We start from the raw sequence: 24,650 nt of genomic DNA, 5'->3' as shown, positions 1-24,650 counted from the left end.
CAGAAGTAACAACTTTTTGTTAGGGTTAAGTTGTTACTTGTTTATATTTGGGTATCATTTTCCTCAAATAGTATTTTTCTTCATTCAGTGAGTGTCCAAACACCTACTGAAATAGAGGAACTCAGCCTAAGAACGCCACGTCAGTGGCAATTTATCTGTGCGTAAGTGAAGCACCACCCATTACGCCAAGGCGAAATTGATCTACGAAAGGAGTGGTTCTATTGGAAAAAATAAAAGTGGAACATGTTTCTAAAGTTTTCGGGAAACATATTCCCCAAGCATTAGAACTCGTCAAGCAACAAAAAAGCAAGACTGATATCTTAAAAGAAACAGGTGCAACAGTTGGTGTATACGATGCAAGTTTTACCGTAAATGAAGGTGAAATCTTCGTTATCATGGGATTATCAGGGAGTGGAAAGTCGACACTTATACGGCTTTTAAACCGTCTCATAGAACCTACAAGTGGGAATATTTACATCGATGAAGAAAATATTTCTAAAATGGGCAAAGAGAGTTTACGTAATGTAAGAAGAAACAAAATGAGTATGGTCTTTCAAAACTTCGGTTTATTCCCCCATCGTACACTTCTTCAAAATACTGAATATGGCCTTGAAATCAGAGGCATCTCAAAGGAAGAACGACAAGCAAAAGCAGAGCAGGCTCTCGAAAATGCAGGCTTACTTGCTTATAAGGACCAATATCCGAGCCAATTATCAGGTGGTATGCAACAGCGTGTTGGATTAGCACGTGCACTTGCAAACGACCCTGAAATATTACTAATGGATGAGGCTTTTTCTGCACTCGATCCATTAATTCGTAAAGAAATGCAAGATGAGTTACTCGATTTACAAAGCACATTGAAAAAAACAATTATATTTATCACCCACGATTTGAATGAAGCATTACGTATTGGTGATCGTATCGCCATTATGAAAGATGGCTCAATCATTCAAATTGGTACTGGAGAAGAAATTTTAACAAATCCTGCAAATGATTATGTTAAAACCTTCGTAGAAGACGTCGATCGCTCTAAAGTATTAACTGCTGAAAATGCAATGGTTCGACCTGTATCTGTCAATGTAGATGTAGATGGACCGACCGTAGCACTTAAAAGAATGCGCGAAGAAACGGTTAGTTTACTAATGGCTGTTGATAAAAACCGACATTTAAAAGGCTATATTACTGCTGACGACGCGCGGGCTGCAGCTAAAAGACAAGAACAAACGGTACATTCAATTGTTCAATCAGATATGTTAACCGTTCCACCAGATATGCTTTTACAGGATATATTAGGTTTGATTCATAATTGTCCTACTCCTATTGCAGTTGTAAAAGATGAGCGCTTGCTTGGTGTTCTTATCCGGGGCGTTGTCATCGAAGCACTTTCAACTAGCGATGAGGAGGCAGCTGAACATGAATAAATTTTTAGACAATATCCCAGTTATACCATTGGGACCATGGGTAGAATCAGTTATGGACTGGTTGACGAGTAATTTTTCAGTGTTTTTTAACTTGATTCAAAAAAATGGAAAACTACTCATGAATCAGGTCACTGATTTATTAGTGAGCATTCCCCCGATTATTCTTATTTTACTTATTGTCATTTTTGCCTTTTTCGTTACCGGCAAGAAATTCGGGCTCGCAACGTTTTCATTAATTGGTTTGTTATTTATCTATAATCAAGGCTTATGGACACATCTTATGGAAACAACTACGCTCGTGCTCTTTTCAAGTATCATCTCCATCATTTTAGGTATTCCACTTGGCATTCTAATGTCCAAGTCAACTGTAGCAGAAAATGTGATTAAGCCGATACTCGATTTCATGCAAACAATGCCTGGCTTCGTCTATTTGATTCCTGCCGTTGCCTTTTTTGGTATCGGGATAGTACCTGGCGTATTTGCATCCGTTATTTTCGCCTTACCACCAACTGTACGTATGACGAACCTAGGAATTCGCCAAGTACCAAAAGAATTGGTAGAAGCAGCGGATTCATATGGTAGTACTTCAAACCAAAAACTATTTAAAGTAGAAATCCCTCTTGCCAAATCAACTATAATGGCGGGGATTAACCAGACTGTTATGCTATCACTGTCAATGGTTGTAACTGCCTCAATGATTGGTGCACCTGGTCTAGGACGCGAAGTATTAACTGCACTACAACGTACACAGGTTGGGAATGGCTTTGTTGCAGGTTTAGGTTTAGTAATTTTCGCCATTATTATAGATCGCTTAACGCAAAGCTTTAATAAGAAGAAAGCTGTTTAGAAAAGAACAATTTGTGAAATTTTAGTTTTTCACTTTCACAGCTGAGATTTACATTTTGTAGTTTGATACAAAACTATTAATATTCGAAAGGAAGATTCAATGAAACTGAAAACATTAACTAAATTAGGAATGGCTTTAGGGCTTGGCTTTTTGCTAGCCGCATGTAGTGGTGATGATTCAAGTAAGAGTAGTGGTAACTCAAAGGACGTCAATCTAGCCTACGTTGAATGGGATACAGAAATTGCTTCAACTAATGTAGTCGGTCAGGTGCTTGAGGATTTAGGCTACAATGTAACATTAACACCACTTGATAATGCAATTATGTGGGAGGCTGTTTCAAAAGGTGAAGCAGATGGTATGGTCGCTGCATGGTTACCAAATACTCATGCCCCACAGTACGAAAAATATAAGAACGACCTTGATGAGCTAGGTGAAAACCTTGCTGGTGCCAAAATAGGTCTAGTAGTACCAAGCTATATGGACGTTAATTCGATTGAGGATTTAAAAAAGCAAGCAGATCGCACAATTACGGGTATTGAACCTGGTGCTGGGATCACAGCAGCTACTGAAAAAGCTTTAGATGAATATGATAATTTAGCAGATTGGCAGCTATTAACTTCTTCATCTGGTGCTATGACAACTTCTCTTGCTAAAGCAATTAAAAATAAAGAAGACATTATCGTGACAGGCTGGTCTCCTCACTGGAAATTCGCTAAATACGATCTTAAATATTTAGATGATCCAAAAGGCGTTTATGGTGGCGAAGAAACGATTAACACATTCGCTCGTAAAGGTTTAAAAGAAGATCAACCAGATGTATATTCTGTACTAGATAACTTCCACTGGACATCAGAAGACTTAGAGAGCGTTATGCTAGAAATTATGGATGGCAAAGACCCAAAACAAGCTGCTAAAGATTGGGTTGCAGCCAATACAGACAAAGTTGCTGAATGGACGAAGGATGTAAAAAAATAATTTTTAAAAAAAGACGGACAACTGACAGTGGTTGCCTGTCTTTTTTTAGGCTTCTCTAATCTCTTAGGACTACTATATAAAATAACTTCGCCGTAATGATCAGAATACGAATAATTAACGTCCGCTTAGAGAATTTTAAGGTCCCCTAATCAACATTATCACTACCCTTATTTTAACAAATATTTCATAAATTTTGAATATTCCATTGGTTTCTTTTGTGAATTTTTATGCAAAAAACTCTTTTATCTATCGTTGTGTATGCCAAACAAAAAGTCACCCCGCAACGATTAGACCGATGCCAGATGACTATTCGCTAAGATAATAATTTTAAAAATATCGCTGCTCCTAAAACAAGAATAATGCAAACAAGACGTCTCCAATCCTTGGATTCATTGAAAAACAACATTCCGAGTAAAGCGCCACCTGCCGCTCCAATTCCTGTCCAAATTGCATATGCTGTACCCATCGGTAATGTTTCCATGGCATATGCAAGCCCGGCAAAGCTCAAGGTAAATACGAAAATCAATAACACTAAATTTTTAATACTTTTAGCATCATTATATTTACTAATCATATAAACACCCATCATCTCGCATAGCCCCGCAACTACTAATGCAACCCATGCCATTATTCACTCACCTCTTTCTCTTTAGGCTCCCCTGTCACAAGCTTTAAACCAACGACCCCTGCAAGTAAAACGACGATACATAAAATTTTAGCTAATTTCCATGGCTCTCCGAACAGTAAGCTATCAGCACATACAGTACCCGCTGTCCCTAAGCCTACGAATACTGCATAAACAGTGCCAACAGGTAAGTTTTCTCCAGCCTTAATTAGTAAGTAAAAGCTAACAAAAATTGCAATAGCGGTACCAATCCATTCGAGGGCATTCCCTGCATGCTTCAATCCAATAACCCAGCCGACTTCAAAAAAAGCAGCAATTACGACACTTAACCATTGTTTGTTCATTGCGAATTCCTCCATTTTATTGTTAAACACATATGAATACTATTATTGGGCAGTTCTTTGAGACGGTATTCTAACCTACCTGAGCACTTCTTTGGCTTACCCGAGCAGTTTGGTGACCTACCCGATCACTCCTTTAGCTTACCCGAGCAGTTCGGTGACCAAAAACCTGAATTGAGCTTTTTCTTCAGCTTCCCTCCCACAGTAGCCAAATAAAAAAAGCCTAAGAAACACTGCTATAAACAGTATCTCCCAGGCTTTTATCCTTCCGTGTCACAAAATCAATTTGTGGTTTTCTCTCGGACCAGGCTAGCATTGCTACGGAACCCTAGAAAACTATCATGTTTGATTGTGCTACTAGTATAGCAAACTATTCAGTCATTTTCTACTCGTACATAACCAACTTTTTCAACTAGTGCTTGCCCCTCATCTGATACAATCCAGTCGATAAACTTCTTTACATTAGGATTATCTGTTCCTGCTGTTACAGCATAAAATTCAGATACAAGTGGGTATGTGCCATTACGAATATTTTCTTTTGTGGGCGCAATCCCATCAATGGACAATAATTTAATTTCGTTGTTATTCACCATTTCTGTTGAGTAAAATCTAAACGTGTAGCCAATGGCATTTTTATAATTACGATATTGTGATACCTCATGAATAATACCACCCATACCTGTTGCAACATTTTCAGCAGGTGCTTCCATGATTGGTGTATTTCCCATCATTCTTACAAGTGCTGTTTGGCTTCCGCTATCTGCTGGGCGTTGAAAGGCACGAATCGCAGCATTTTCACCACCGACTTCATGCCAATTTGTAATTTTTCCAGCGTATATTTGTTTAAACTGCTCCAGTGATAAATTTTCTACGCTGTTCTTATGATTGACGAAAAAGACAAATGCCTCTCGTCCAATGGGGATCATGTTAAATGTAAGACCTTCCATCTCAGCTTGCCTCTTTTGTGATTCAGATGGCGCTGCTACAAAAATCAGGTCAACATCTCCTGAAATCAAATTTTGATAAGCTTCAGGTGTACGGCTCACCATCACTCTACTTCTATCATATGGATAGTAACCCTTTGGATATGTTGCTTCTACAAAGGCAGCATACAGTGGATACATCGCCGTCGCCCCATCTAAGCGTGGTAGTGACTCAACTAATTGCAATGAAGCCTTTGTATCTGACTTTACTACTTTATTTTGCTCTGTAAATGGTTGATAGACTGACACATCAATTTCTGCATCAACAGTTGGAATACTCATTTTGTAGTAATGTTGAATAGGCTTAATCGAGGCAATCAACAACGCCATGCCCATTACTCCAGCTAACCATATCTTCTGTTTTGTCGTTGTCAACCAATCAAAAATTAAACAAACAAATAGAACAAATAAACATATCGGAACAGTTAAGAGTAGTCCTCTAAAATGTAGCCCACCACTAATAATTACATACAACGCAACTACTCCTGTGAAAAATAATAATCCTATTAGTACAAAAAGAGACTGTAGCACTTTCATAATCAACGGCTCCACCTCCAAAAGAGTAATTTTATACTAACTATTTTTATAATAGGTTATTTCCGGAAGATAACACAACTATATATTTTGAAAATTATGTTAAAATAAAATGTAGTATTGTAAGGAGGTATTACATATGGCAATTGAAAAAGTACGTGAACATTTAGCACAATGGAATGTGCAACACAAAATACAGGAGCTAAACGAAAGCTCGGCGACCGTTGAACTAGCAGCACAGGCACTCGGGTGCGAGCCTGAACGCATTGCGAAATCCTTATCGTTTCTTGTGAACGATGGCGCGATACTAATTGTTGCTGCAGGCGATGCCAAAGTCGACAATGCAAAATTTAAAGCAGCCTTTGGTACAAAGGCAAAGATGCTTGGAAAAGATGAAGTACTTGAAAAGATTGGACACGAGGTAGGAGGTGTTTGTCCTTTTGGCGTGAATGAGGGCGTTGCTATTTATTTAGATGCATCACTTAAACGCTTCACAACAGTATTTCCTGCATGTGGTAGTAGCAACTCCGCCATTGAGCTTACTATTTCTGAATTAGAAACCTATACCCCATATCAAGAGTGGATAGACGTCTGTAAAGGCTGGAACGAGTAACAGGGCATAAAAAACGGCGGAACTTTATAAAAAGTTCCGCCATTTTTTTTAGATTTCTTCCCTATATCCAACAGCTAACCAGTGAGAATCCCATTCCGTAATTTGATTACCTACTCTACAAGATAAGCCACACGCACGATTATCAGCGATAAATGAACCGATTAACCATTTCTTTGTCTGTAATCCATCCTTTAGCTTTATCGTTCTAGAGGGCATTTCCACATACTGCTGATAAATAAACAAATTATCATCATAATGGGTATACACAGAGGCATTCGTTTTCGTACCATCCCCTGCGAAAATTTCTACAGTATTCCCTTCCCGCGAATAGACAGGCTTCTTGACAAACGACAAATTTTCTTGAACAAATGGCTCTGCTGAAAGAGACGTTGGCAACATATATTTCTGAATGGCAGCTCGTTCTTCTGCATTAAAAAGAAGCGGATCATTTTTTCGGTCCCAAATCAGCCATAATAAAATTTTCGATTGCAGTACATATGCAGCGGGGGCGTTAATAATAGCAAGCTGCCCATCTTTTACAAGCTCCAGTAAATGTAGACCTATACGATCACCATCGGAAGACACATCATCTATTAAAAACTCTACTGGGTGTGCAGGACGATACAAAATATCAATTTTCTCCATGGCAGGCGTATAAAGGCCTCGAGCTATATTAGCGGTGTTACTAGAAAAAATGATTAGCTCTTGTATAGGAACATATTCCACATCAAAAGGTATACATTTCTTTAAAAACTGTACCTGACAATATTCCTCATAATCTTCCGCAGCCGTTTTTCCTGTGATGACGATTTTAGGTTTTTTCAAATCATTTAAATAATGCATAGACGCAAAGAGTGCACCAGACAAGGTTTTATGTAATGCCGAAACATCATTCGGACTATCAAATCCTAAATGCTGACAAAGCGCTTCATTGATTTCAAAGGTTTCTTCGACTAGAAATGGCGTTTCACCATTTAATTCAAGACATTTTATTTGTCCGTCCTCTGTACAAATAAAATCAAAGCGAGCCAATACCGATTGTTGCGGTAAATAATCTAATTGGATATATGGTAGCATTTCAGAACGAATGCCTAGTGCTATAAGTTGTTCATCCGATAAATGTTTAAATTGTTTCCCAACCTTCAAAAAAATTTTCCAAAGTATAGTAGATGCATAGTTGATTTCATCGATTTTCTCTTTGGGTAAATCTAGTACATCGTATAAGGCGTACTCTAGGTCCTCAAAGTCAGGAAAGAAATTAGGAAATTGAGAATAAAACGCTTGGCGTTGTTGAAAATGATTGTCCATATTGATTTCTCCTTTTAAGAAGATGAAGAGCCACCTCGAGAGGCTCCACCTGAGCCGAAGCCTGATTTCCCCGTGCTAGATGATGAGTGATTTGAATAAGAATTAGAACTATTCGTCGATGAACCTGAACTATTTGAGTATGAACGCTTGCCACTCGAATAAGACTTGGAACCGCTTGTATTTGAATTTGAGCTATTTGTTGTGGAGTTATTTGAGCTACTAGATGTTGTACCAGACGGATTTTGAGAGCCATTCGTCGTAATTCCGTTAGAATTCGCATTTTTACTTTCGCTCGTATTGCTAGGATTCGTACGTGGTACTGCTGAACCGCCACCTTTATCTTTATCCTCTCTATCTGTACCATTTCTTAAATTGCGACTTTTATAAATGGCACTTCCTAGCATTGCTCCAGCAGTTGCATACATAAGTCCATTAAAGAAATGATGTGCATAATGAGGCGAATTCTCATCTAAACACTCGAACGAACCATCATCACTTTCTTTCCATTTATCACATGAATTTGCCATGTCGCTGTCATAGACACTTTGTACACCATTCCCTGCTGTTGTAGTATTATTTTCTTCCGTTGTATTATCTGTAGTAACAGTAGACTCTTTGACAGTCTGAGTTTCTGTATTCCCACACGCGGCTAATTGCATAGCCATAAATGACGCTGTTGTGACTGCTATGTATTTTTTCATTTGTTTTGCCATATCATATTTCTCCTTTATTTCGATACCTATTTTACGGATATCTCCTTCTTTAGGTTTCATTTTTTACAAATTCATACATATTATCATAGCACTAAAAACCCCCTGGCGGATTGGAATCATCCACCACCAGAGAGTTTCGCACAAAATTGTTTACTTATTCGGCACTGCTTTTCTTCCATATGTCATAAAGCGCCATACCTTTTCGAATGGCCCCATTTTAAAGAATTTGAACCAGATAACACTAAAGATAATTTGAATGACAAAAGTGAGGGTTGCAATGATCACTACATCAGAAGGCGAAACAACTTCAAGCCCCATTAAAGAAATAATAGCTAGACCAATAAAACTTTGAGCCAAATAGTTAGTAAATGCCATCTGACCAACTCGTCCAATTGGTTGAAGAAGCTTCACAATGCTCTTATTCTCCAACATAACAAATAGACAAGTTAAATAAAAATACGTTGTCGGAATTACCCCTAAACCAATAATTAATTGTAGATTTTGATCTTCCCCTTGAGCTGCAAACCAAATCCAAAGTGAGATGCCTACAAAGAATGGGAATGTCACAAATTGTATCCACTTTATTTGTTTTGAGTATTCACTAATATGACTAATCCAATCAGCCTTTGCTGCTAAAAAACCAGTTAAAAACATGATAAAAATAGTAATTGCATCATTTCCTAATATACCAAAAACAGTTGAAAAGACTTCTTGATTTGGCATAAATAGTTGTCCGAGAATGCAAAGGACATGAACAGTAATAATAGCAAATAGCCATTTACTAATTGTTGAAATCTTTGCATTATAGAAAGGTATGAGGAAAAAACCTATTACTGCATAGTAAGCAAGGATAGAGCCCCAGAAAATAAAAATATGGACAATGCCGATTAATAATAAAGCTAGTAAACGTCTAGCAAAGCGCCATCTTGGCTTATCGCCACGCGCTTCTGCACGTGAAGCAAAAATATAAAAACCTACACCAAAGAGGAATGAAAAAATCGAAAAGAATTTCTTCTCAATAAAAATATCAATGAGCTTATCAATAATACCATTAATTCCACTATAGTCAGGCATCGGTCCTCCCTCTACTATCATCTGGTAGGCCATTACATTTATAAACAAAATGCCAAATAACGCTAGCCCACGAATAATATCTAAGGAAACGATTCTTTCTTTTTGAGTAACGGATGGATTCATTCTTAAAAACTCCTTATCTTTCATACTTTACTGCACTATGACTATCATAGCCTTCCATCCTTACAGTAGTTTTTTTTAAAGCTTACAGTAACCTTACATTTATAGAATTGTTTCATCAGTTAATGCTTTTTTCACTTACATTAGTTTTTAATCCCCTTCTACAAGCAAATATTTCATATTTTATAGTAACAATTATTTCTTTTAAAAAGGAGAATAGCTAATGTACAGACACCGCAGATTTGGTTTTTGCTATCCTGGTTATAAATACTGTGGACCAGGATGTTCAGGACCAGGTAGACCTATCAACGCTGTAGATTCATGCTGCAAATTACACGACGAATGTTATGCTCGATATGGCAGATCAAGATATTGCGATGAAATGTTCCAAAATTGCTTACGACCACAAATGAACGCTAATAGTAAAATGGCTAGAGATGCTAAATTGTTTTACAATATTTTCGAAATGCGTAATAGGTTCTATTAAACAATAAAGAAAGCTCACGATGTTATTTTTACACCGTGAGCTTTTTTTATGAGTTACGATTTTATATAAACTGCATATTTTTGCGGATTAGTAAAGCCAAGCTTAGTGCCTAAATGATAAGATGCTTGGTTATTGATATCGCAATCCCAACAAGGCTGTATGTCATTTAAAAGGCAATAATCAATAAATTTCTCTACAATGAAGCTTGCTAATCCTTTTCCTCTGTAATTAGGATCAGTTACTATATCAATCTCTGCAAATTGATGCGATTTAAAAATAGAAACTGCTTCGCTAATAATTTTGTCTCCATGCTGAAGACAGAAACCAAAGCCATTTTCAAAGAAATTATTAGTAGAATCCCAGTATTCATCATAATATTGATTGTCAAATTCTAAACAATGCTCAATTTGAGGTTGCTTAATTTTAATGACTTCGTAGTCAAGTGACTCTCGTCTTTCTCTATCGTTATAAGTATTTATAGCAAAGGAAAAAGTGTATCTTTCTAGTTTTTTCACATGACCATCTAATCGTTGTTCAATCTTTGCGTTCCAATCATCCGAGGAAGAAAACAATGTGAAACGTTTACTTTGTTCAATAGACTCTTGTAGGAAAAACACAAGTTTACTTACGGTTTTCTCGCTGGGAGAGTAGCCATAAACATAATATATTCCTGACTTTGTTTGAAATAGTAGTGAATGAAGGCTTTCATTGTCGGCGTAGACAGTGCCTTCTATTACTTGATCTAGTATGCTGTAGACAAATGTTGGTGCACTTTTTATTGTTTCTTTTATAATCGAATAATTCTCGGCTGTAACCTTGATCATTATCATTTCCCCTATTCTTTTGATATATATTCATACATTATAACGTTGATAGAAATTATTGGGGTTATTGTTTAATATTTAAATATTGTATAATAGGTACATAAAATTTGAAGGGACTGAATTATGCACAGATAGCAATATTTTTCATCCAAACTTAATTAAAAACTTGGAGGTAAAAGTATTGATAGAACAAATTTACACAAAAAGATTATATTTAAGAAAAATGAAGATGGATGATGCACATAGTTTATTTAATATTTGGTCAGACCCCGAAGTTACAAAATTTATGAATATCACCAATTTTACTCATGAAGATCAAGCAAAGGAAATGATTGGGCTTTTTGAGCAATTAGCTGAGGAGCGCAAAGCTATTCGCTTTACCATTATTGAGAAGGAATCAAATGAGATAATCGGCTCTTGTGGATTTAATTCATTTGAAGTAGATAATGCCTCAGCAGAAATCGGTTATGATCTTGCTAAAGCTTATTGGGGAAAAGGCTATGCGCCAGAATGTATTTCGGCTTTGATTGATTATGCTTTCACCACTTTAAACATAAATAAAATTGAAGTAAAAATTGAACCTGGTAATATAAATTCTATAAAAGTAGTAAAGAAATTGAATTTTACTTTTGAAGGAACATTTCAGGAAAATGAAGAATCAAAAGAATCTTTTTATGACATTAATGTTTATTCTTTATTAAAATAAATTGGTGTTAAAATTATAATAGCCAAGAATGTTACCTATGAACATTCTTGGCTATTTTCATTTCTGTTACTTAATCGGAATCCAAATTTCAAAATAAAAATTAAGGCTAAATGGATTTTTGTCCTAGTACGTATGTCCAAATAAGTAGGATGTTAAAATCCCCTATTCTTTTTTATAAAAATAAGAGTATAGAGACCTTCAGAAAAAACATCTCTATACCCTATTTAAAATATATTCAATAAATCTATTGGCTTTTCGATGATATAGTCATACTCCTCCGGCTTACCAAAACCATATGAAGCAAAAACAAATGAAATTCCTGCAAACTTTGCAGAAAGCATATCCCTCTGTATATCTCCCACATATACAGCGTTTTTTATATGATTTCTTTCCATAATTAATTGTATATTTTCTCCCTTTGACAAGCCTGTACGCCCCGGATTTTCAAAGTCGAGAAAATCTAGTTTATGATAAGCATAAAATGTTTCAATGTAGCCCTTCTGACAATTGCTCACAATGAACAAGCGGAATTTTTTTGAAAGAGCTAGTAAAGTTTCTTCTAACTGCGGATATAAAATACCGCCATTACGTAATAAATCATCTTGATCTTGCTGGCAGCATGCTAAAATAAGCTCCATCTACTTTTCTTCATCAAGATAATCAAATAATACAGCGGCTATTTCTTTAATTTGTAACCCCATCGTTTTAGATAAATCTTCTTCGGTTTTCTTTCCTTTACTGAAAGGAGACGCCTGAACTACCTGCGTCCATGATTGCGCTACTGTTTTTCGAATCCCAAAGTGTCCCATCCAAATCGAAAATAATGCTATCTATGTCCATATGCAACCTCCTTCATTATTATTATACAAAATAAGGATGTTGAGAAATGCGAAAATTTCTCTTAAGGAGAATTTTAGTTACAAGATACGGTGTTTACTATGTTGGACTACACTATATAAAACATCCTCACTACAAAAATGGATTTGGCAAACTAATCGTTTACCAAATCCATTTTATCTTTATTGAATCGGAATCCAAATTTCAGAGTATGAGTCAGGGCTATATGCATCTTCATCAGGATAAACCTCTAGTTCAGCTGTTCCTGCTGCTTTATATGGATTGGATGGGAACCACTCTGAATAAATTTGTTTCCAAGTATTTTGCATAGCTTCTGGCATAGGACCATGCACCTCAAATATAACCCACTTCGATGCAGGTATTTCCGTCGCAAATAGATTTTCTTCCACACCTCCTACATGATCCGTAGCAATCCAGTAATCAATGAAACCATTTTGCCCTTGGCTTGTATTTGGTACACAAACACCTAACACCCCTTTGATGCTTCCGTTATTTAATTGGATAAGTTGATGATCGAAGTTTTTCGAATTCATCTCATTCCAAAATTGAGGAATGCCTTGTAAGTTCTCACCATTTTGACAATTATATGTTCTTTTTACCCCTACCACTTGAAACTTTTCTTTTTCTACGATTTTATACTTCATTGGTTCTGCTCCCTTCAGGCTTACCTGGATAACCAGGCGATTATATGATTGTAGTTGACCTTGCTTCTTTCTTGCTTCACTAGGCGTTAGGTTATGCTGCTTCCGAAATGCCTTTGTGAAAGCTTCAGGAGAGTCGTAGCCATATTTGTAGGCGAGATCGATTACTTTTTGCTCTGTATTTATTAACTCCTGCGCAGCTAATGTTAACCTTCTACGTCTTATATAATCTGCAATAGACATATCCGTTAAAATCGAGAAAGTCCGTTGAAAATGAAAGACCGAAGAATTTACTTCTCGTGCAATTTGCTCCATTGTGATGTCATCTAATAAATGCTCCTCAATATAATTAATTGCTTTTTGAATCGACTCAATCCAACTCAATTGCTCTCACTCCTTGTTTATAGATTAAAACATCATAATTAGTTATTCCTGTCTTTTTATGCTAACTTTGGACTGGTATAAATGAAAGCTTTATTTTTTTAATTGGTTTATCACATAAAAGTTAGGGATGACATTTGTTAAAACGTATTCTATGTAAATAGGTTGATTGGAGTGGAGACTGGGCGACACCTTGGGGATCAGCGTCACAGATGAGACCCTGGAACGAGCCAGTAGATGAACGCAGACTAAGAGCATCACGTCCTGTGATAACGCCTTCGTGACCAACTTCGTGTTGACCCAAGCGGCTCATCGGACGCCCCCAGGAAGCTTTGCTCTGCGCGAAAGCGAAGCGGCAGCAACAATGTTTTATCTGTGCGAAAGCGAAGCGGCAGCAACAAAGCGGCCAGTCGGAACGGAAATCAACCCAACGCTATGAGGATTAGCCTTTTTATTTACATAATTGGTATAATTATTCACAAATAAAGTTAAAAGAACTAGACTGGAGGTTTTGATATTGGATAAATGGCAAGGAGCTGCAGGAATCTGCTTAAATGAAGACAAACAATTATTAATGGTTTTACAAGGTACTGAAGAGGAAGTAAAAACATGGTCAGTGCCATCAGGCGGAAAAGAAACTACTGAGAATTTTGAGACATGTTGTATCCGCGAAGTATATGAGGAAACAGGATTTGTAGTAGACATCGTCAGAGAAGTGTTACATAAAAATAATGATGTAGTAGAAGTTCGCTATTTCGAAACAATCATTAAAGGTGGTCAAATGATGATACATGATCCCGATGAATTGATTTATGACATTGCGCGGAAATCAAAAGATGATTTACTATATTTAACATTAACTTTCCCTGAAGATAGACAATTTCTATTATCATTATTTCAATAAAACCTATCGCAATAAATGATGAGAAGCTTAGCTTAGTGCTTGACATTACCTCAACCGCGGGTATTTCCCTTCCACCCGCGGGTAAACTCTTATATTATGATTATTTCATTTTTACTTTTTCAACAGCCGCTTCATATATCAATTCATCATCGATTTTAATATATTGATTTTTCGCAGCCTTACAATAGCCTTCTTGTTCTAAAAAATCCTTTAGTTCAGATTTCTTCGCAAATATTTTTTCAATGACATTTTTCTCCGCCCCAGATTCATCATCTGTTCTTTTTGCAATTGATACCCAATATATTTTTGACAAGTTATTCCCCCCTTTGGATCAATTATTTATAAATAATTAAAGCTGAATGTATAACTGTATGTTCCCCTATATATAACGTATTGTATTTAATATCAACTACTAAACACTCGCTTAAATCTAATAGAGCGTTGTTAATATCATGTTCAAATTGTACAATGTCATTATTTTGGATCGTTACTACTTGAGTCGCTTGCGTCATACATTTTCCCCCTTTTCTTCTAATCATAGAATAAAAGGAATTATTTGTCACAATAAAATGTTTTCGGTAGTAGGAGAAGGAAGAGAAAAAGTAGTACATAAAAATTATAGGGTAATTCTGCAAAAAAATATTTGGTAATATATACCAAGGATACCTTTTCAAGTATAACAAACAGAATTGAGAATAACTTTTGCTAAAACGTATACCAGGTATTTGATTGGAGTGCAGGCTTTGACAACTCTTGAAGATGAGCTTTTTTAAAAATACCTTAGCCAAAATGGAGAGATTCATTTGAAAATAATAGAGAGAGTAATAATACTATCATGTACAGCTATATTCCTATTCATTGTTTTTAAAGCCGTATATAATGGTGTACTGGCAAATAGATCTTTGATTAAACCGCAAAGTTCAAATTATTATCAAATAATCGATAAAGATTTCAATAAAACAGTAGACGTACCTTTTACTGATATTACCTCATTTAGGGGTAATGCTGACTATATTTATATGAGTGTAGATCAAGAAAGTCCTTCTCGTCTCGATAATAAAATTGTTCAATACAATCGAAAGACCCAAAAATACACACCTATATTTAACAGTAAGTTTAAAATGCCCTCTGTTCAAGGTGTAGAATTAAATGATAATTGGTTAGTATGGGTAGATACCGATGAAAGTGGATGGCAGTTGAACCTATATTTTATGAATTTAAAGACGAAAGAAATTCAACCGTTGACAAAAGAAAATGAAGAAAATGTTTTTAATGACTTCCCTGTCCTAATTGGGGACTATGCAGCTTGGATTAAATCGGATAGAAAAGTTGAAAAAGCGGAAGTTATGTTAAAGAATCTAAAAACAAATGAAACCGAGAGTATATTTGATTTAAATACTTATACATTTATGAATATGCATTTATCTTCAAAGGATGGAAAAATATTATTTACTGATAAAAAAATAATTATGGTTATTTGTATTTATACGATGTGATAAGTAAAGAAATAGAAGAAATAAAAACTAACTATGAATACATTGGTTGGGCAAGTTTGCTAAATAGCCAACAATTTATTTATCTAACCTTTAGTGACCCAAGTGAATCTTCACTCGATAACCAAAAGCTTCTTTTTTATAATATTTCTAATAAACATACCCAAGAAGTTCTTTCGGATGTGTTAACTGTAAATGCTCATTATACAGATTTTAATAATCAAGTGTTTTTTTCTTATAACGATGAAGGAATGAGAAAATTTAAGGTAAAGAATAATTTACTAGTTGAAGATGGGGAATTAGAAACTCCTAACATTTATAGGCTTTCTGCTGAAAATGATGTCTATATTATTAATCAGGACCTTTCAGATGAAAAACGCAAAAGCAAATTGATTATCCAAAGTAAGCTGACTAACTAAAAAAAGGCTATCCCTATCAAGGTAAAGATTGAGATGGCCTTCTTCTTTATAAAATTTGATAGACACTCAATTCCTCGCATTTTAAATCAAAAGAAGTGTCGGAGCACCAAAGCCCCAACACTCCCCTTCTAATACATTTCCAAATATTCTTCCCGCTCCCAGTTATGGACACGCGTGCGGTATTTATTCCATTCTATTTCTTTAGCAGCCGTGAATTTTTCAAAGATATGATCTCCAAGCGCTTCACGAACGATATGATCCATTTCTAGTTCAAGGAGTGCGTATTCCAATGACGATGGGATGCTGTCAATACTGTTCAATTCACGTTCAGCTCGTGACATTTTATAAATATTGCGATCTACAGCATCCGGAGGTGTGAGATCTTTGCGAATGCCATCGAGCCCAGATGCTAAAATAACGGCCATCGCTAAATAAGGATTTGCTGCTGGATCGACAGAACGAAGCTCGATACGTGTTGATAGTCCTCTTGAAGCTGGAATTCGAATAAGTGGTGAACGGTTTTGTGCAGACCATGCCACATAGCAAGGGGCCTCATAGCCAGGCACTAATCGTTTATAGGAATTAACAAGTGGGTTCGTGACAGCTGTAAAACCGTGTACATGTTTTAATATTCCTGCCATAAAGCTACGCGCTGTTTGGCTTAATTGCAATTCTGCGCTCTCATCATAAAACGCATTGTTATCCCCTTCAAATAATGATAAGTTGAAATGCATACCAGAACCGTTAACACCAAATAGTGGCTTTGGCATAAAGGTTGCATGCAGTCCATGCTGTGCCGCTATCGTTTTTACAACAAGCTTAAACGTTTGAATATTATCACATGCTTCAATAGCATTTGCATATTTAAAGTCGATTTCATGTTGACCAGGTGCAACCTCATGATGTGATGCCTCAATTTCAAAGCCCATTTCTTCTAACTCTAATACGATATCACGTCGACAGTTCTCCCCTAAGTCAGTTGGGGCTAGGTCGAAGTACCCGCCGCTATCATTTAACTGGAGTGTTGGATGCCCTTTTTCATCTAGCTTAAATAAGAAAAATTCTGGCTCTGGTCCTAAATTAAATGAGCTAAACCCTAACTCCTCCATCTCCTTTAAAACCCTCTTCAGATTGGAGCGTGGATCACCTTCAAATGGTGTACCATCTGGTCTATCAATATCACAGATCAAACGAGCCACTTTACCTTTTTCAGCAGTCCAAGGAAAAATGACGAATGTATCACGGTCAGGACGCAAATACATATCTGATTCTTCAATACGTACAAAACCTTCAATTGATGAACCATCAAACATAATTTTATTGTCCAATGCTTTTTCTAATTGGCTAACTGGTACTTCAACGTTTTTTATTGTTCCTAATATATCAGTAAATTGTAGGCGAATAAATTTCACATTTTCTTCCTTAACACGACGTTTAATATCTTCTTTTGCATAACGTTTCATTTTTCACCACTCCAATGTAATTTTAATTAACATATATTTTTTATAGCTGTTTTTAAAATACATTAAAAGGATGTAAAACACAATACTTATGTAAGGTTTTATTACATTCGTTTTATCGAATATATTTATCTTTTTTTCAGATGGATAGAGTCCCCTCTCTGAAAATCATTTAAAGGTGTCTTTAGACTTATAATAAAGCGCTTTAGTTAAAAAATTTTTGACTTTATTGCTTGAAGCAAGAACTTTTTTTCCATATTTTATATCACATTAGTCTTGTATAATGTCATATTTATTGGTAAATTTATAGCAAATTAGAATTTCTATATTATTCATCAGATAAGTAAATATGGCGTATATATAATAGTCGGAAATTATTATATCAATTTTGCCTTGGCGTAATTTCGCCCGTGGCTTTATCTTCTGTTAAAGATACATAAGGCGGTGAATGTAAGAAGCATGTCAGTATTAGTTATTGGCAGCGTAAGCAATGATGTGTTGCGTCTGCAAAAATATTTTCATCGTATCGACATCAAAAATATTCATTGCTTTACAACAACTGACGCAGCAATGAATTATTTATCAGATTCTTTGAAAGAAGAGTTGGAATTAATTATTCTCGATGCAAAAATGACGCTTAAAAACTGCGAGAACATTTGTCAACAAATTGACGGGCTAAAAAACTGGATTGATGCCCCTATTCTCCTTTCTACTACTTACGAAAAAAGTATTACAATTGATAGGGTTTTTGAAGCTGGGATTTTCGACTTTATTTTAAAACCATTTGATTTTACTCAGTTTAAAACTCGGATTCAGGTGGCCCTTAAATATCAAAAGGAAACCAAGCTACGAAAGCAGCAAGAAAGTATTATTCAAAAAGATTTAATTGTCGCGAAGAAATTTCAAAAAAATGCACTATCTCCTCCATTGAATCTTGAGCATATTCAGATCGATGGGCTTTATGTTACATCCAACACATTAGGAGGCGACATGTACTGCTGGTTTAAGATTAATGAGCATTTAACTGCCATTCTTCTTTACGACGCAATGGGACATGGCATTGCCGCATCACTCGTCACGATGTCCATTAGATCTTTGTTAAAAGGAATGATTACGAAATTAATCGATCCAGTTTTCGTAATTCAAGAACTTAACCGCCAAATTTACGAGCTATTTTCTGATGAAGATATGGACCGTTTTTTAATGACAGCTATCTACATACTCATTGATACGAAAAACGGAACTGCACACTATGTTAATGCGGCTCATCCATCTGGTTTCTTATTTGGAAAATACGGAGAGACGGTGTTCCTCCCAGCAAATACACCTATTTTAGGGTTATTCCCAACCATTTCTATTAATAAAAAAACGATACCTTTATCCGGATGGCATCGCATAATACTTTATACGGATGGATTATTGACAATAAATGAGCAACATGTTGTTGATATGGACTTTTTCCATTCCTATGCTTCACATGGTAATGGCTATGCCCTGCGAAAATTTTCCCAAAAATACGATTTATCCGATAATTTCTACAGCGATGATATAACAGTAGTTTCAATAACAATTACATTACAGGTCGGTGATTGATGATGGAATTCATACTCAATGTAAATCCTGATACACAAGCTATAGCTTATGTAGATCAAGTTATAGAGAATTATACAAATGTATATAATTTACCTTTTAAAAGAGAAATACAATTTGTCGCACATGAATTAGTTATAAATGCTGTGGAAGCTGTGAAGAAGAATGATCCATATTCCGAAAGGGCTATTCAAGTACATGTATCTCATTCTAATGAAGAAATAAAAATAACAGTTACTGATGAAGCGAAAGGAATCGCTGATAAGGATTGGGAGAAGGCTCTACAATTTGATTTAAACGAACTGGATTATTCAGATCGTGGGAGAGGTTTATTTTTTGTTAAAAATATGGTCGACCATATTTGGTTTGAAAATATTTCTGAAACGAAATTTTTAGTTGGTATTTCAAAAAAGATTCATGTATAAAGTAAACGGAAAATTGGAGGAGTTTTCATGAAGCTGTCAATCCGAAAAAAAATGAGCCTGTTAATATTCGGGTGTATTTTGCTACTCACTACACTTTTAGCAGGAATAAATTTTTATGTTGCCAAAAAAAATCTTTTAGAAAGCGCAAATACAAAGCTCTTATCAGATATTCAATTAGGCTATGAATATTTAGATGCTAAATTCCCTGGAGAATGGTCCATTAAAAACAATCAATTGTATAAAGGTGACGTCAAAATGGTAGACAATTTTGAGGTAGCTGATAAAGTGGGAGAGCTAACAAACGGAAATGCCGTCTCAATCTTCCAAAACGATACTCGTATTAGTACAAATATAGTTGAGAATGGAGAACGCGCATTAAATACAAAGGTTTCTGATGTAGTTGCGAAAGTTGTGTTAGGAGAAAAAAAACGTTTTATCGGATCAGCAAATGTCTTAGGTAGTATGCATCAAGGAGCCTATGACCCCATTTTAAATAGCCAAGGCGATGTTATTGGCGTATGGGCGACAGCTGTTCCAACCGCTCCTTATATAAGCATTGCTACAAAGTCTGCACTGGAAAATGTAGCGATTTCCTTAGGAATTGCCATATTAATAATCGCTGGGATTAGTTGGTTTTTACAGCGACAAATCATCAGACCTATTAATATTTTAAGTACAAATGCTAAAGAGTTAGCAGATTTAAATTTAAATGTAAAGTTATTAAACCCAAAAGGTAAAGATGAGATTGCTGTTTTAGCAAATGCCTTTAGTGATATGAAAAATCGTTTAACAGAGACGATGACAATCGTAGCTGGTAGCGCTAACCAAATAGCTAACTCATCACACTCATTAGCAGAATCATCACACCAAACAAGTGAGGCTTCTAGCCAAATTGCACTTACGATGAATGAAATTGCAGTTGGCACTACGACTCAATCTGATCAGGCTGAACAAATAGTGTCAATGATGCAAAAAACAATTGAAGAAGTATCGAGCAGTTTACAAAAGGCCGAGAACACGTTAAATAGCGCTATAGATTCGACCAAAATTGCACGTAAAGGTGAAGAGGCGATTAATGAGGCGATTAAACATTTAAGCGACGTTACGCAAACAGTGTCTTATGCGACAGATTCTATCCAAAAACTCGGTAAACGCTCGGAAGAAATCGGTGGCATTATTACCGTTATTACTGGTATTGCAGAGCAAACAAATCTACTCGCCCTCAATGCAGCCATCGAAGCAGCACGGGCAGGCGAGCAAGGAAAAGGGTTTGCCGTTGTTGCATCAGAGGTACGCCAGCTAGCCGAACAATCAAGCTTAGCATCAGGACAAATTACAAATCTCATTAATGATATTCAGGCTGAAACTTCTGTGACAGTTCGCACAATGGAAAGTAATTTGCTAGCTGTAGAGGAGCAAGTAACAATTATCAATAAAGGAGGAACGGCTTTAAAGGAAATTGTTGAAAAGGTTGAAGAAACAGAAAAAGGCGTTGAGCAAATGAAGGCTGCATTTACGCATGTAAACAATAACTCATTAGGTGTTCAACAAGCCATTCAAGATATTTCCCGTATTATTGAAGACTCCGCAGCAGCAACAGAGGAAATTGCCGCAACATCGGAAGAACAATATGCAACCGTTGCAGAAATTACTCAAAGTTCAGATGAGTTAGCATCAATTGCTGATAAATTACAAAATGAAGTCAATAAATTCAAGTTTTAATTTCTTTCAGCAATTATTTTCTGTACCGAAAGCGTAGCGACAGGTACAGATGTTTTATGTAACGTAAGTGAAATGGCAGTTACAAGTGTTTTGGTAGCGAAAGCGAAGCGTCAGCTACAGATGTTTTATGTAACGTAAGTGAAACGGCAGTTACAAATGTCTTTTGTTTGATTTTCTCTAAAGAATGAGAATTCCCTAACATGAAAAAGAAAATGGAGGCACTATAGTATGAATCAGAAAAAAATTGCGATGGATATCGACACAAAGGCTGATTATATTTTGATTGCGTTTACTGGCGATTTAGAATACGGGATGATTGAAGAGATAAAAAAAGAGCTTCAATCGTTAAGCTTGGAAACAAAGCATGGATACATTATCGATATGCACAAGGTTACAAACATTGATAGTACCGGCTTTGGCATGATCGTCAATTTCGCCAAGAAAGTATCTGTAAAAGAAAAGAAAATCGCCATTATTGTCGTCGATGATTTCATTCGCAACTTGTTTGCTATTTCGCAAGTCGATAAAGTATTCCCTATTACGAAAAGCGAAGAGAAAGCGAGACAAATCATTAAAGAAGGCTGGCTAGGTGAGCTATCGCTTAGTGAATATTAACCTATTGTTGCCCCCATCATTAAAGAAGGTTGCATTCCTATTAAACGGAACGCAACCTACTTTTTTTAATATTGTAAAAGCATATTTACGAACACAACGATAATGACAAGAGGTACTACTATTAACATCAATAGATGATATGTTGAATAGAACCCCTGCCCCATTTGACTTCCTATTAATAATTCCTTCTTCACAAATTCTTTATCAACCACATACGCAATAAAGATAGCAATCAACAAGTTACCTAACGGAAGCATTAAATTAGATACTAAAAAGTCAGTTGCATCAAAAATTGTTTTTCCAAAGATTGATATGTCCGCCAATGTACTCGATGAAAGAGCTGCAGGAATCGCCGCAACAAAGACTACTACACCTAGTAGCATTGTCAATGCAGGACGAGACATACGCCTTTTCTCCATAAATGCCGCTACGATAATTTCATATAAACTGAAGGAAGAGGTTAACGTTGCAAATAAAAATAATATTAAAAACATTGCTAAGAATATTTCACCAAAGGGCATTTGGCTAAATGCTGTTGGCAGAACCATAAATAGTAAGCCCGGTCCAGACGCTGGTTCTAAATTAAAAGCAAATACAACAGGGAAAATTGCCAATCCCGCTAAGAACGATACAAGCACAGTGAGAAGAACTACGGAGCCTGCAGAATTCGGTAAGCTCACATCCTTCTTTAAATAGGAGCTGTACGTCACAAGACAAGAAAATCCTACCGCTAATCCAAAGAAGGACTGCCCCAACGCTTCTAATATAGCCTTTCCAGTTATATTGGAAAAGTCCGGCCACAAGAAGAATTTAACCCCCTCCATTGCTCCATCTAATGTTAAAGCCCGCACAACAAGTACAATAAACATAATAAATAATAAAGGCATCATCCACTTATTAGCCTTTTCTATACCATTTTGCACACCAAGTGAAATGACTAGTACATTTACTAGCGTAAACAATCCTAAACCTAGTAATGTAATCCATGGTGTTCCTATAATCTTTCCAAATAGTTCACTAGGATCATTGGCAGGATCAATAACAGCCCCAGTCACACCAAGGCCACTATAGATAAAAATCCAACCTCCCACAACACTATAAAAACTTAACAATAAAAAACAACCGAGTACACCCATACGCCCAACCCAAGCCCAGCCTGTTTTCGTAGGTGCAATTTTTTTATAGGCAGTCACAGCCTCAGATTGTGTACCACGACCTAAAATATATTCGGATAATAACATCGGTAAACCAATCAACAATGTAAATAGAACAAAAATAAGGAAAAACGCTCCCCCACCACTTTGTCCAGTAACATAGGGAAGCTTCCAAATTGCTCCTAGTCCGATCGCAGCTCCTGCCGATGCTAAAATAAAGCCTAGTTTACTAGACCACTGACTCTTTTTTTCACTCATCTCTTCAAACTCCTCTAACATTCTAAGCTCTTCCTTATTCTACATTAAAATACTAAACCCGACTAGATTAATTCTATACGTTACTTTTGCGCAATATTATCCAACTCACATAAAAAACCTCGAGCGTTTAACAGCTCGAGGTTTCATTCCAATTATTTTGTTAAATACATGGAACGCTGATGATCAATCCATTTACGCATTGTTGTGAATAGCAATACCATAATGATAGTAATTAAAATACCTTTCACAATGTTAAATGGCAATATACCAGCTACGATCATTTTATATAGTGAATCCCCTACAACAGGCTCCATACCTAAAAAGTAAGTGTACATAGGTAAAAATACTGCATAGTTAAGAATGCTCATTCCAACTGCCATTATGATTGTTCCAGCAGCTAAACCTCCGATAAGACCTTGAACTGTTTTGACGCGATTAAAAACAAAGCTAACTGGTAGAATAAATAAAATACCTGTTGCAAAGTTCGCGATATGTCCTACCGGTACTCCTGTTGGCGTGCCTGAGAAAACCCAGTCCAACACATTCTTAAAGAATTCTACTAAAATACCAGCTACAGGTCCCATTGTGATCGCTGCTAGTAATGCTGGCATATCACTGAAGTCTACTTCCAAAAATGCTGGAAATGGTGGAATTGGGAAATTAAAAAGCATTAATAAAAACGAAATACTGCTCAGCATGCCAATCGTAATATACGATTGAAGTTTAACATTTTTCTTCATAGAAAACTCTCTCCTCTTTGCTGATTCAATCTCGCAAGAAGAAAGGTTACGACCTAATCAATAATTATCATGAAAAAACCCTTATGCAAAAGAGCATAAGGGAGAATAGGCATGATTAAAGAACGCCATTAATTAACTATTTTAGAGCATACGCTGTGTGAAGACACATCGAATAAACGCTCGTTCATAGCTAAATTCATAACAATGAATGACGATCGTACCTCCATCTTCTCCCATCCAGACTTTAACTGTCGGCCTTGGAATTGCACCAAGTCAGCCATGCAAAAAATTATTTGCACAGGTCGCGGGCTGAAGAGCATTTAGTAAATCATTCGAGCTAATATGACTTGAAGGAAATATTAGCGATTTACAACTCTATTACCGCCGGTCGGGATTTTCACCCTGCCCCGAAGATGAAT

At 36.2% G+C, this 24,650-nt stretch carries 27 protein-coding genes and 2 riboswitches; of the genes, 13 read left to right on the top strand and 14 right to left on the bottom strand.

All coding sequences use genetic code 11. The features are described from left to right. Positions 1–221 precede the first annotated feature (221 nt). The 3 genes from ACQKOF_RS20195 to ACQKOF_RS20185 all read left to right on the top strand — a co-directional run bounded on the left by ACQKOF_RS20195 (position 222) and on the right by ACQKOF_RS20185 (position 3,243). Positions 222–1,421, top strand: a complete 1,200-nt coding sequence (locus ACQKOF_RS20195; RefSeq protein ID WP_427560924.1) for a quaternary amine ABC transporter ATP-binding protein — start codon at positions 222–224, stop codon at positions 1,419–1,421. After that, complete coding sequence (locus tag ACQKOF_RS20190; protein WP_427560921.1) at positions 1,414–2,268, top strand: ABC transporter permease; 855 nt, start codon at positions 1,414–1,416, stop codon at positions 2,266–2,268. The genes ACQKOF_RS20195 and ACQKOF_RS20190 overlap by 8 nt, the downstream gene beginning before the upstream one ends. Positions 2,269–2,367: 99 nt before the next feature. Further along, a complete protein-coding gene (locus tag ACQKOF_RS20185) occupies positions 2,368–3,243 on the top strand; it encodes a glycine betaine ABC transporter substrate-binding protein (RefSeq protein ID WP_427560918.1) in 876 nt (291 codons plus the stop codon). A 313-nt stretch (positions 3,244–3,556) separates the two neighbouring features. On the opposite strand, the gene ACQKOF_RS20180 is transcribed toward ACQKOF_RS20185, so the two are convergent. From ACQKOF_RS20180 to ACQKOF_RS20170, 3 genes are all read right to left on the bottom strand, one after another. Beyond that, positions 3,557–3,871 carry a DMT family transporter gene (locus ACQKOF_RS20180; RefSeq protein WP_427560915.1) on the bottom strand — a complete coding sequence of 105 codons (315 nt, stop codon included), beginning with the start codon at positions 3,869–3,871 and terminating at the stop codon, positions 3,557–3,559. Beyond that, positions 3,871–4,212 carry a DMT family transporter gene (locus tag ACQKOF_RS20175; RefSeq protein ID WP_427560912.1) on the bottom strand — a complete coding sequence of 114 codons (342 nt, stop codon included), beginning with the start codon at positions 4,210–4,212 and terminating at the stop codon, positions 3,871–3,873. Before ACQKOF_RS20175 ends, ACQKOF_RS20180 begins: the two co-directional genes overlap by 1 nt. A 244-nt stretch (positions 4,213–4,456) precedes the next feature. Then, a riboswitch (guanidine-I (ykkC/yxkD leader) is annotated at positions 4,457–4,552 on the bottom strand. Positions 4,553–4,583: 31 nt separating this feature from the next. Further along, entirely contained in the window at positions 4,584–5,729 is a 1,146-nt protein-coding gene (locus ACQKOF_RS20170) for a PstS family phosphate ABC transporter substrate-binding protein (protein WP_427560946.1), read from the bottom strand. Positions 5,730–5,865: 136 nt separating this feature from the next. On the opposite strand from ACQKOF_RS20170, the gene ACQKOF_RS20165 reads away from it, so the two are divergent. After that, positions 5,866–6,339, top strand: coding sequence for a YbaK/EbsC family protein (locus tag ACQKOF_RS20165; protein WP_427560909.1), 474 nt, complete (start codon positions 5,866–5,868; stop codon positions 6,337–6,339). A gap of 48 nt (positions 6,340–6,387) precedes the next feature. Here the strand turns inward: ACQKOF_RS20165 and ACQKOF_RS20160 are convergent, their stop codons facing one another. From ACQKOF_RS20160 to ACQKOF_RS20150, 3 genes are all read right to left on the bottom strand, one after another. Beyond that, positions 6,388–7,647, bottom strand: a complete 1,260-nt coding sequence (locus ACQKOF_RS20160) for a glutathionylspermidine synthase family protein (protein WP_427560907.1) — start codon at positions 7,645–7,647, stop codon at positions 6,388–6,390. A gap of 14 nt (positions 7,648–7,661) precedes the next feature. Beyond that, a complete protein-coding gene (locus ACQKOF_RS20155) occupies positions 7,662–8,360 on the bottom strand; it encodes a hypothetical protein (RefSeq protein WP_427560904.1) in 699 nt (232 codons plus the stop codon). 150 nt (positions 8,361–8,510) lie between these two features. Beyond that, complete coding sequence (locus ACQKOF_RS20150; RefSeq protein ID WP_427560901.1) at positions 8,511–9,557, bottom strand: DUF418 domain-containing protein; 1,047 nt, start codon at positions 9,555–9,557, stop codon at positions 8,511–8,513. 220 nt (positions 9,558–9,777) lie between these two features. On the opposite strand from ACQKOF_RS20150, the gene ACQKOF_RS20145 reads away from it, so the two are divergent. Then, positions 9,778–10,041: a Parvovirus coat protein VP1-like protein gene (locus ACQKOF_RS20145; RefSeq protein WP_427560898.1), complete on the top strand. Its 264-nt coding sequence runs from the start codon at positions 9,778–9,780 to the stop codon at positions 10,039–10,041. Between the two features lie 53 nt (positions 10,042–10,094). On the opposite strand, the gene ACQKOF_RS20140 is transcribed toward ACQKOF_RS20145, so the two are convergent. Continuing rightward, positions 10,095–10,865, bottom strand: coding sequence for a GNAT family N-acetyltransferase (locus ACQKOF_RS20140; RefSeq protein ID WP_427560895.1), 771 nt, complete (start codon positions 10,863–10,865; stop codon positions 10,095–10,097). Positions 10,866–11,046: 181 nt separating this feature from the next. On the opposite strand from ACQKOF_RS20140, the gene ACQKOF_RS20135 reads away from it, so the two are divergent. After that, complete coding sequence (locus ACQKOF_RS20135) at positions 11,047–11,571, top strand: GNAT family N-acetyltransferase (protein WP_427560893.1); 525 nt, start codon at positions 11,047–11,049, stop codon at positions 11,569–11,571. A 224-nt stretch (positions 11,572–11,795) separates the two neighbouring features. On the opposite strand, the gene ACQKOF_RS20130 is transcribed toward ACQKOF_RS20135, so the two are convergent. Both ACQKOF_RS20130 and ACQKOF_RS20125 read right to left on the bottom strand, forming a co-directional pair. Then, positions 11,796–12,209: an HAD family hydrolase gene (locus ACQKOF_RS20130; RefSeq protein ID WP_427560890.1), complete on the bottom strand. Its 414-nt coding sequence runs from the start codon at positions 12,207–12,209 to the stop codon at positions 11,796–11,798. Positions 12,210–12,590: 381 nt separating this feature from the next. Further along, positions 12,591–13,454, bottom strand: coding sequence for an AraC family transcriptional regulator (locus ACQKOF_RS20125; protein ID WP_427560888.1), 864 nt, complete (start codon positions 13,452–13,454; stop codon positions 12,591–12,593). 508 nt (positions 13,455–13,962) lie between these two features. Here ACQKOF_RS20125 and ACQKOF_RS20120 point away from each other — a divergent pair. Then, positions 13,963–14,355: an NUDIX hydrolase gene (locus ACQKOF_RS20120; protein WP_427560885.1), complete on the top strand. Its 393-nt coding sequence runs from the start codon at positions 13,963–13,965 to the stop codon at positions 14,353–14,355. Positions 14,356–14,455: 100 nt separating this feature from the next. Here ACQKOF_RS20120 and ACQKOF_RS20115 read toward each other — a convergent pair whose 3' ends face one another. Next, complete coding sequence (locus ACQKOF_RS20115) at positions 14,456–14,668, bottom strand: hypothetical protein (RefSeq protein ID WP_427560882.1); 213 nt, start codon at positions 14,666–14,668, stop codon at positions 14,456–14,458. 22 nt (positions 14,669–14,690) lie between these two features. After that, on the bottom strand, positions 14,691–14,867 hold the full coding sequence (locus tag ACQKOF_RS20110) for a sporulation protein Cse60 (RefSeq protein ID WP_427560879.1): 177 nt from the start codon (positions 14,865–14,867) through the stop codon (positions 14,691–14,693). A gap of 291 nt (positions 14,868–15,158) precedes the next feature. Here ACQKOF_RS20110 and ACQKOF_RS20105 point away from each other — a divergent pair, with 291 nt between their 5' ends. Continuing rightward, a complete protein-coding gene (locus ACQKOF_RS20105; protein WP_427560877.1) occupies positions 15,159–15,851 on the top strand; it encodes a hypothetical protein in 693 nt (230 codons plus the stop codon). Next, complete coding sequence (locus tag ACQKOF_RS20100) at positions 15,848–16,267, top strand: hypothetical protein (RefSeq protein ID WP_427560874.1); 420 nt, start codon at positions 15,848–15,850, stop codon at positions 16,265–16,267. The genes ACQKOF_RS20105 and ACQKOF_RS20100 overlap by 4 nt, the downstream gene beginning before the upstream one ends. A gap of 128 nt (positions 16,268–16,395) precedes the next feature. Here ACQKOF_RS20100 and glnA read toward each other — a convergent pair whose 3' ends face one another. Beyond that, the gene (gene glnA / locus ACQKOF_RS20095; RefSeq protein ID WP_427560871.1) at positions 16,396–17,730 is read right to left on the bottom strand and encodes a type I glutamate--ammonia ligase; all 1,335 of its coding nucleotides are present in this window, start codon (positions 17,728–17,730) and stop codon (positions 16,396–16,398) included. A gap of 456 nt (positions 17,731–18,186) precedes the next feature. Here glnA and ACQKOF_RS20090 point away from each other — a divergent pair, with 456 nt between their 5' ends. From ACQKOF_RS20090 to ACQKOF_RS20075, 4 genes are all read left to right on the top strand, one after another. Then, positions 18,187–19,320, top strand: a complete 1,134-nt coding sequence (locus ACQKOF_RS20090) for a SpoIIE family protein phosphatase (protein ID WP_427560869.1) — start codon at positions 18,187–18,189, stop codon at positions 19,318–19,320. Further along, positions 19,320–19,742: an ATP-binding protein gene (locus tag ACQKOF_RS20085; RefSeq protein ID WP_427560865.1), complete on the top strand. Its 423-nt coding sequence runs from the start codon at positions 19,320–19,322 to the stop codon at positions 19,740–19,742. The genes ACQKOF_RS20090 and ACQKOF_RS20085 overlap by 1 nt, the downstream gene beginning before the upstream one ends. A 27-nt stretch (positions 19,743–19,769) precedes the next feature. After that, positions 19,770–21,464: a methyl-accepting chemotaxis protein gene (locus ACQKOF_RS20080; protein ID WP_427560863.1), complete on the top strand. Its 1,695-nt coding sequence runs from the start codon at positions 19,770–19,772 to the stop codon at positions 21,462–21,464. Positions 21,465–21,692: 228 nt separating this feature from the next. Next, positions 21,693–22,079: an STAS domain-containing protein gene (locus ACQKOF_RS20075; protein WP_427560860.1), complete on the top strand. Its 387-nt coding sequence runs from the start codon at positions 21,693–21,695 to the stop codon at positions 22,077–22,079. Between the two features lie 65 nt (positions 22,080–22,144). On the opposite strand, the gene ACQKOF_RS20070 is transcribed toward ACQKOF_RS20075, so the two are convergent. Both ACQKOF_RS20070 and ACQKOF_RS20065 read right to left on the bottom strand, forming a co-directional pair. Next, complete coding sequence (locus ACQKOF_RS20070) at positions 22,145–23,491, bottom strand: sodium-dependent transporter (RefSeq protein ID WP_427560857.1); 1,347 nt, start codon at positions 23,489–23,491, stop codon at positions 22,145–22,147. Positions 23,492–23,643: 152 nt separating this feature from the next. Next, positions 23,644–24,231: an ECF transporter S component gene (locus ACQKOF_RS20065; RefSeq protein WP_427560855.1), complete on the bottom strand. Its 588-nt coding sequence runs from the start codon at positions 24,229–24,231 to the stop codon at positions 23,644–23,646. Between the two features lie 221 nt (positions 24,232–24,452). After that, a riboswitch (FMN riboswitch) is annotated at positions 24,453–24,650 on the bottom strand.

Origin of the sequence: Lysinibacillus sp. NPDC093190 (genome assembly GCF_050280425.1) — a bacterium.
In the GTDB taxonomy this organism is placed as follows: Bacteria; Bacillota; Bacilli; order Bacillales_A; family Planococcaceae; genus Lysinibacillus.
Note: the sequence above shows the minus strand (reverse complement) of the source record. Positions and strands in the feature narration are given on the sequence as shown.

Coding starts and splice junctions, on each gene's coding strand:
- ACQKOF_RS20190 (WP_427560921.1), top strand. CDS start 1,414: ATGAATAAATTTTTAGACAATATCCCAGTTATACCATTGGGACCATGG.
- ACQKOF_RS20185 (WP_427560918.1), top strand. CDS start 2,368: ATGAAACTGAAAACATTAACTAAATTAGGAATGGCTTTAGGGCTTGGC.
- ACQKOF_RS20180 (WP_427560915.1), bottom strand. CDS start 3,871: ATGGCATGGGTTGCATTAGTAGTTGCGGGGCTATGCGAGATGATGGGT.
- ACQKOF_RS20175 (WP_427560912.1), bottom strand. CDS start 4,212: ATGAACAAACAATGGTTAAGTGTCGTAATTGCTGCTTTTTTTGAAGTC.
- ACQKOF_RS20170 (WP_427560946.1), bottom strand. CDS start 5,729: ATGAAAGTGCTACAGTCTCTTTTTGTACTAATAGGATTATTATTTTTC.
- ACQKOF_RS20165 (WP_427560909.1), top strand. CDS start 5,866: ATGGCAATTGAAAAAGTACGTGAACATTTAGCACAATGGAATGTGCAA.
- ACQKOF_RS20160 (WP_427560907.1), bottom strand. CDS start 7,647: ATGGACAATCATTTTCAACAACGCCAAGCGTTTTATTCTCAATTTCCT.
- ACQKOF_RS20155 (WP_427560904.1), bottom strand. CDS start 8,360: ATGGCAAAACAAATGAAAAAATACATAGCAGTCACAACAGCGTCATTT.
- ACQKOF_RS20150 (WP_427560901.1), bottom strand. CDS start 9,557: ATGAATCCATCCGTTACTCAAAAAGAAAGAATCGTTTCCTTAGATATT.
- ACQKOF_RS20145 (WP_427560898.1), top strand. CDS start 9,778: ATGTACAGACACCGCAGATTTGGTTTTTGCTATCCTGGTTATAAATAC.
- ACQKOF_RS20140 (WP_427560895.1), bottom strand. CDS start 10,865: ATGATCAAGGTTACAGCCGAGAATTATTCGATTATAAAAGAAACAATA.
- ACQKOF_RS20130 (WP_427560890.1), bottom strand. CDS start 12,209: ATGGAGCTTATTTTAGCATGCTGCCAGCAAGATCAAGATGATTTATTA.
- ACQKOF_RS20110 (WP_427560879.1), bottom strand. CDS start 14,867: ATGACGCAAGCGACTCAAGTAGTAACGATCCAAAATAATGACATTGTA.
- glnA (WP_427560871.1), bottom strand. CDS start 17,730: ATGAAACGTTATGCAAAAGAAGATATTAAACGTCGTGTTAAGGAAGAA.
- ACQKOF_RS20090 (WP_427560869.1), top strand. CDS start 18,187: ATGTCAGTATTAGTTATTGGCAGCGTAAGCAATGATGTGTTGCGTCTG.
- ACQKOF_RS20085 (WP_427560865.1), top strand. CDS start 19,320: ATGATGGAATTCATACTCAATGTAAATCCTGATACACAAGCTATAGCT.
- ACQKOF_RS20080 (WP_427560863.1), top strand. CDS start 19,770: ATGAAGCTGTCAATCCGAAAAAAAATGAGCCTGTTAATATTCGGGTGT.
- ACQKOF_RS20075 (WP_427560860.1), top strand. CDS start 21,693: ATGAATCAGAAAAAAATTGCGATGGATATCGACACAAAGGCTGATTAT.
- ACQKOF_RS20070 (WP_427560857.1), bottom strand. CDS start 23,491: ATGAGTGAAAAAAAGAGTCAGTGGTCTAGTAAACTAGGCTTTATTTTA.
- ACQKOF_RS20065 (WP_427560855.1), bottom strand. CDS start 24,231: ATGAAGAAAAATGTTAAACTTCAATCGTATATTACGATTGGCATGCTG.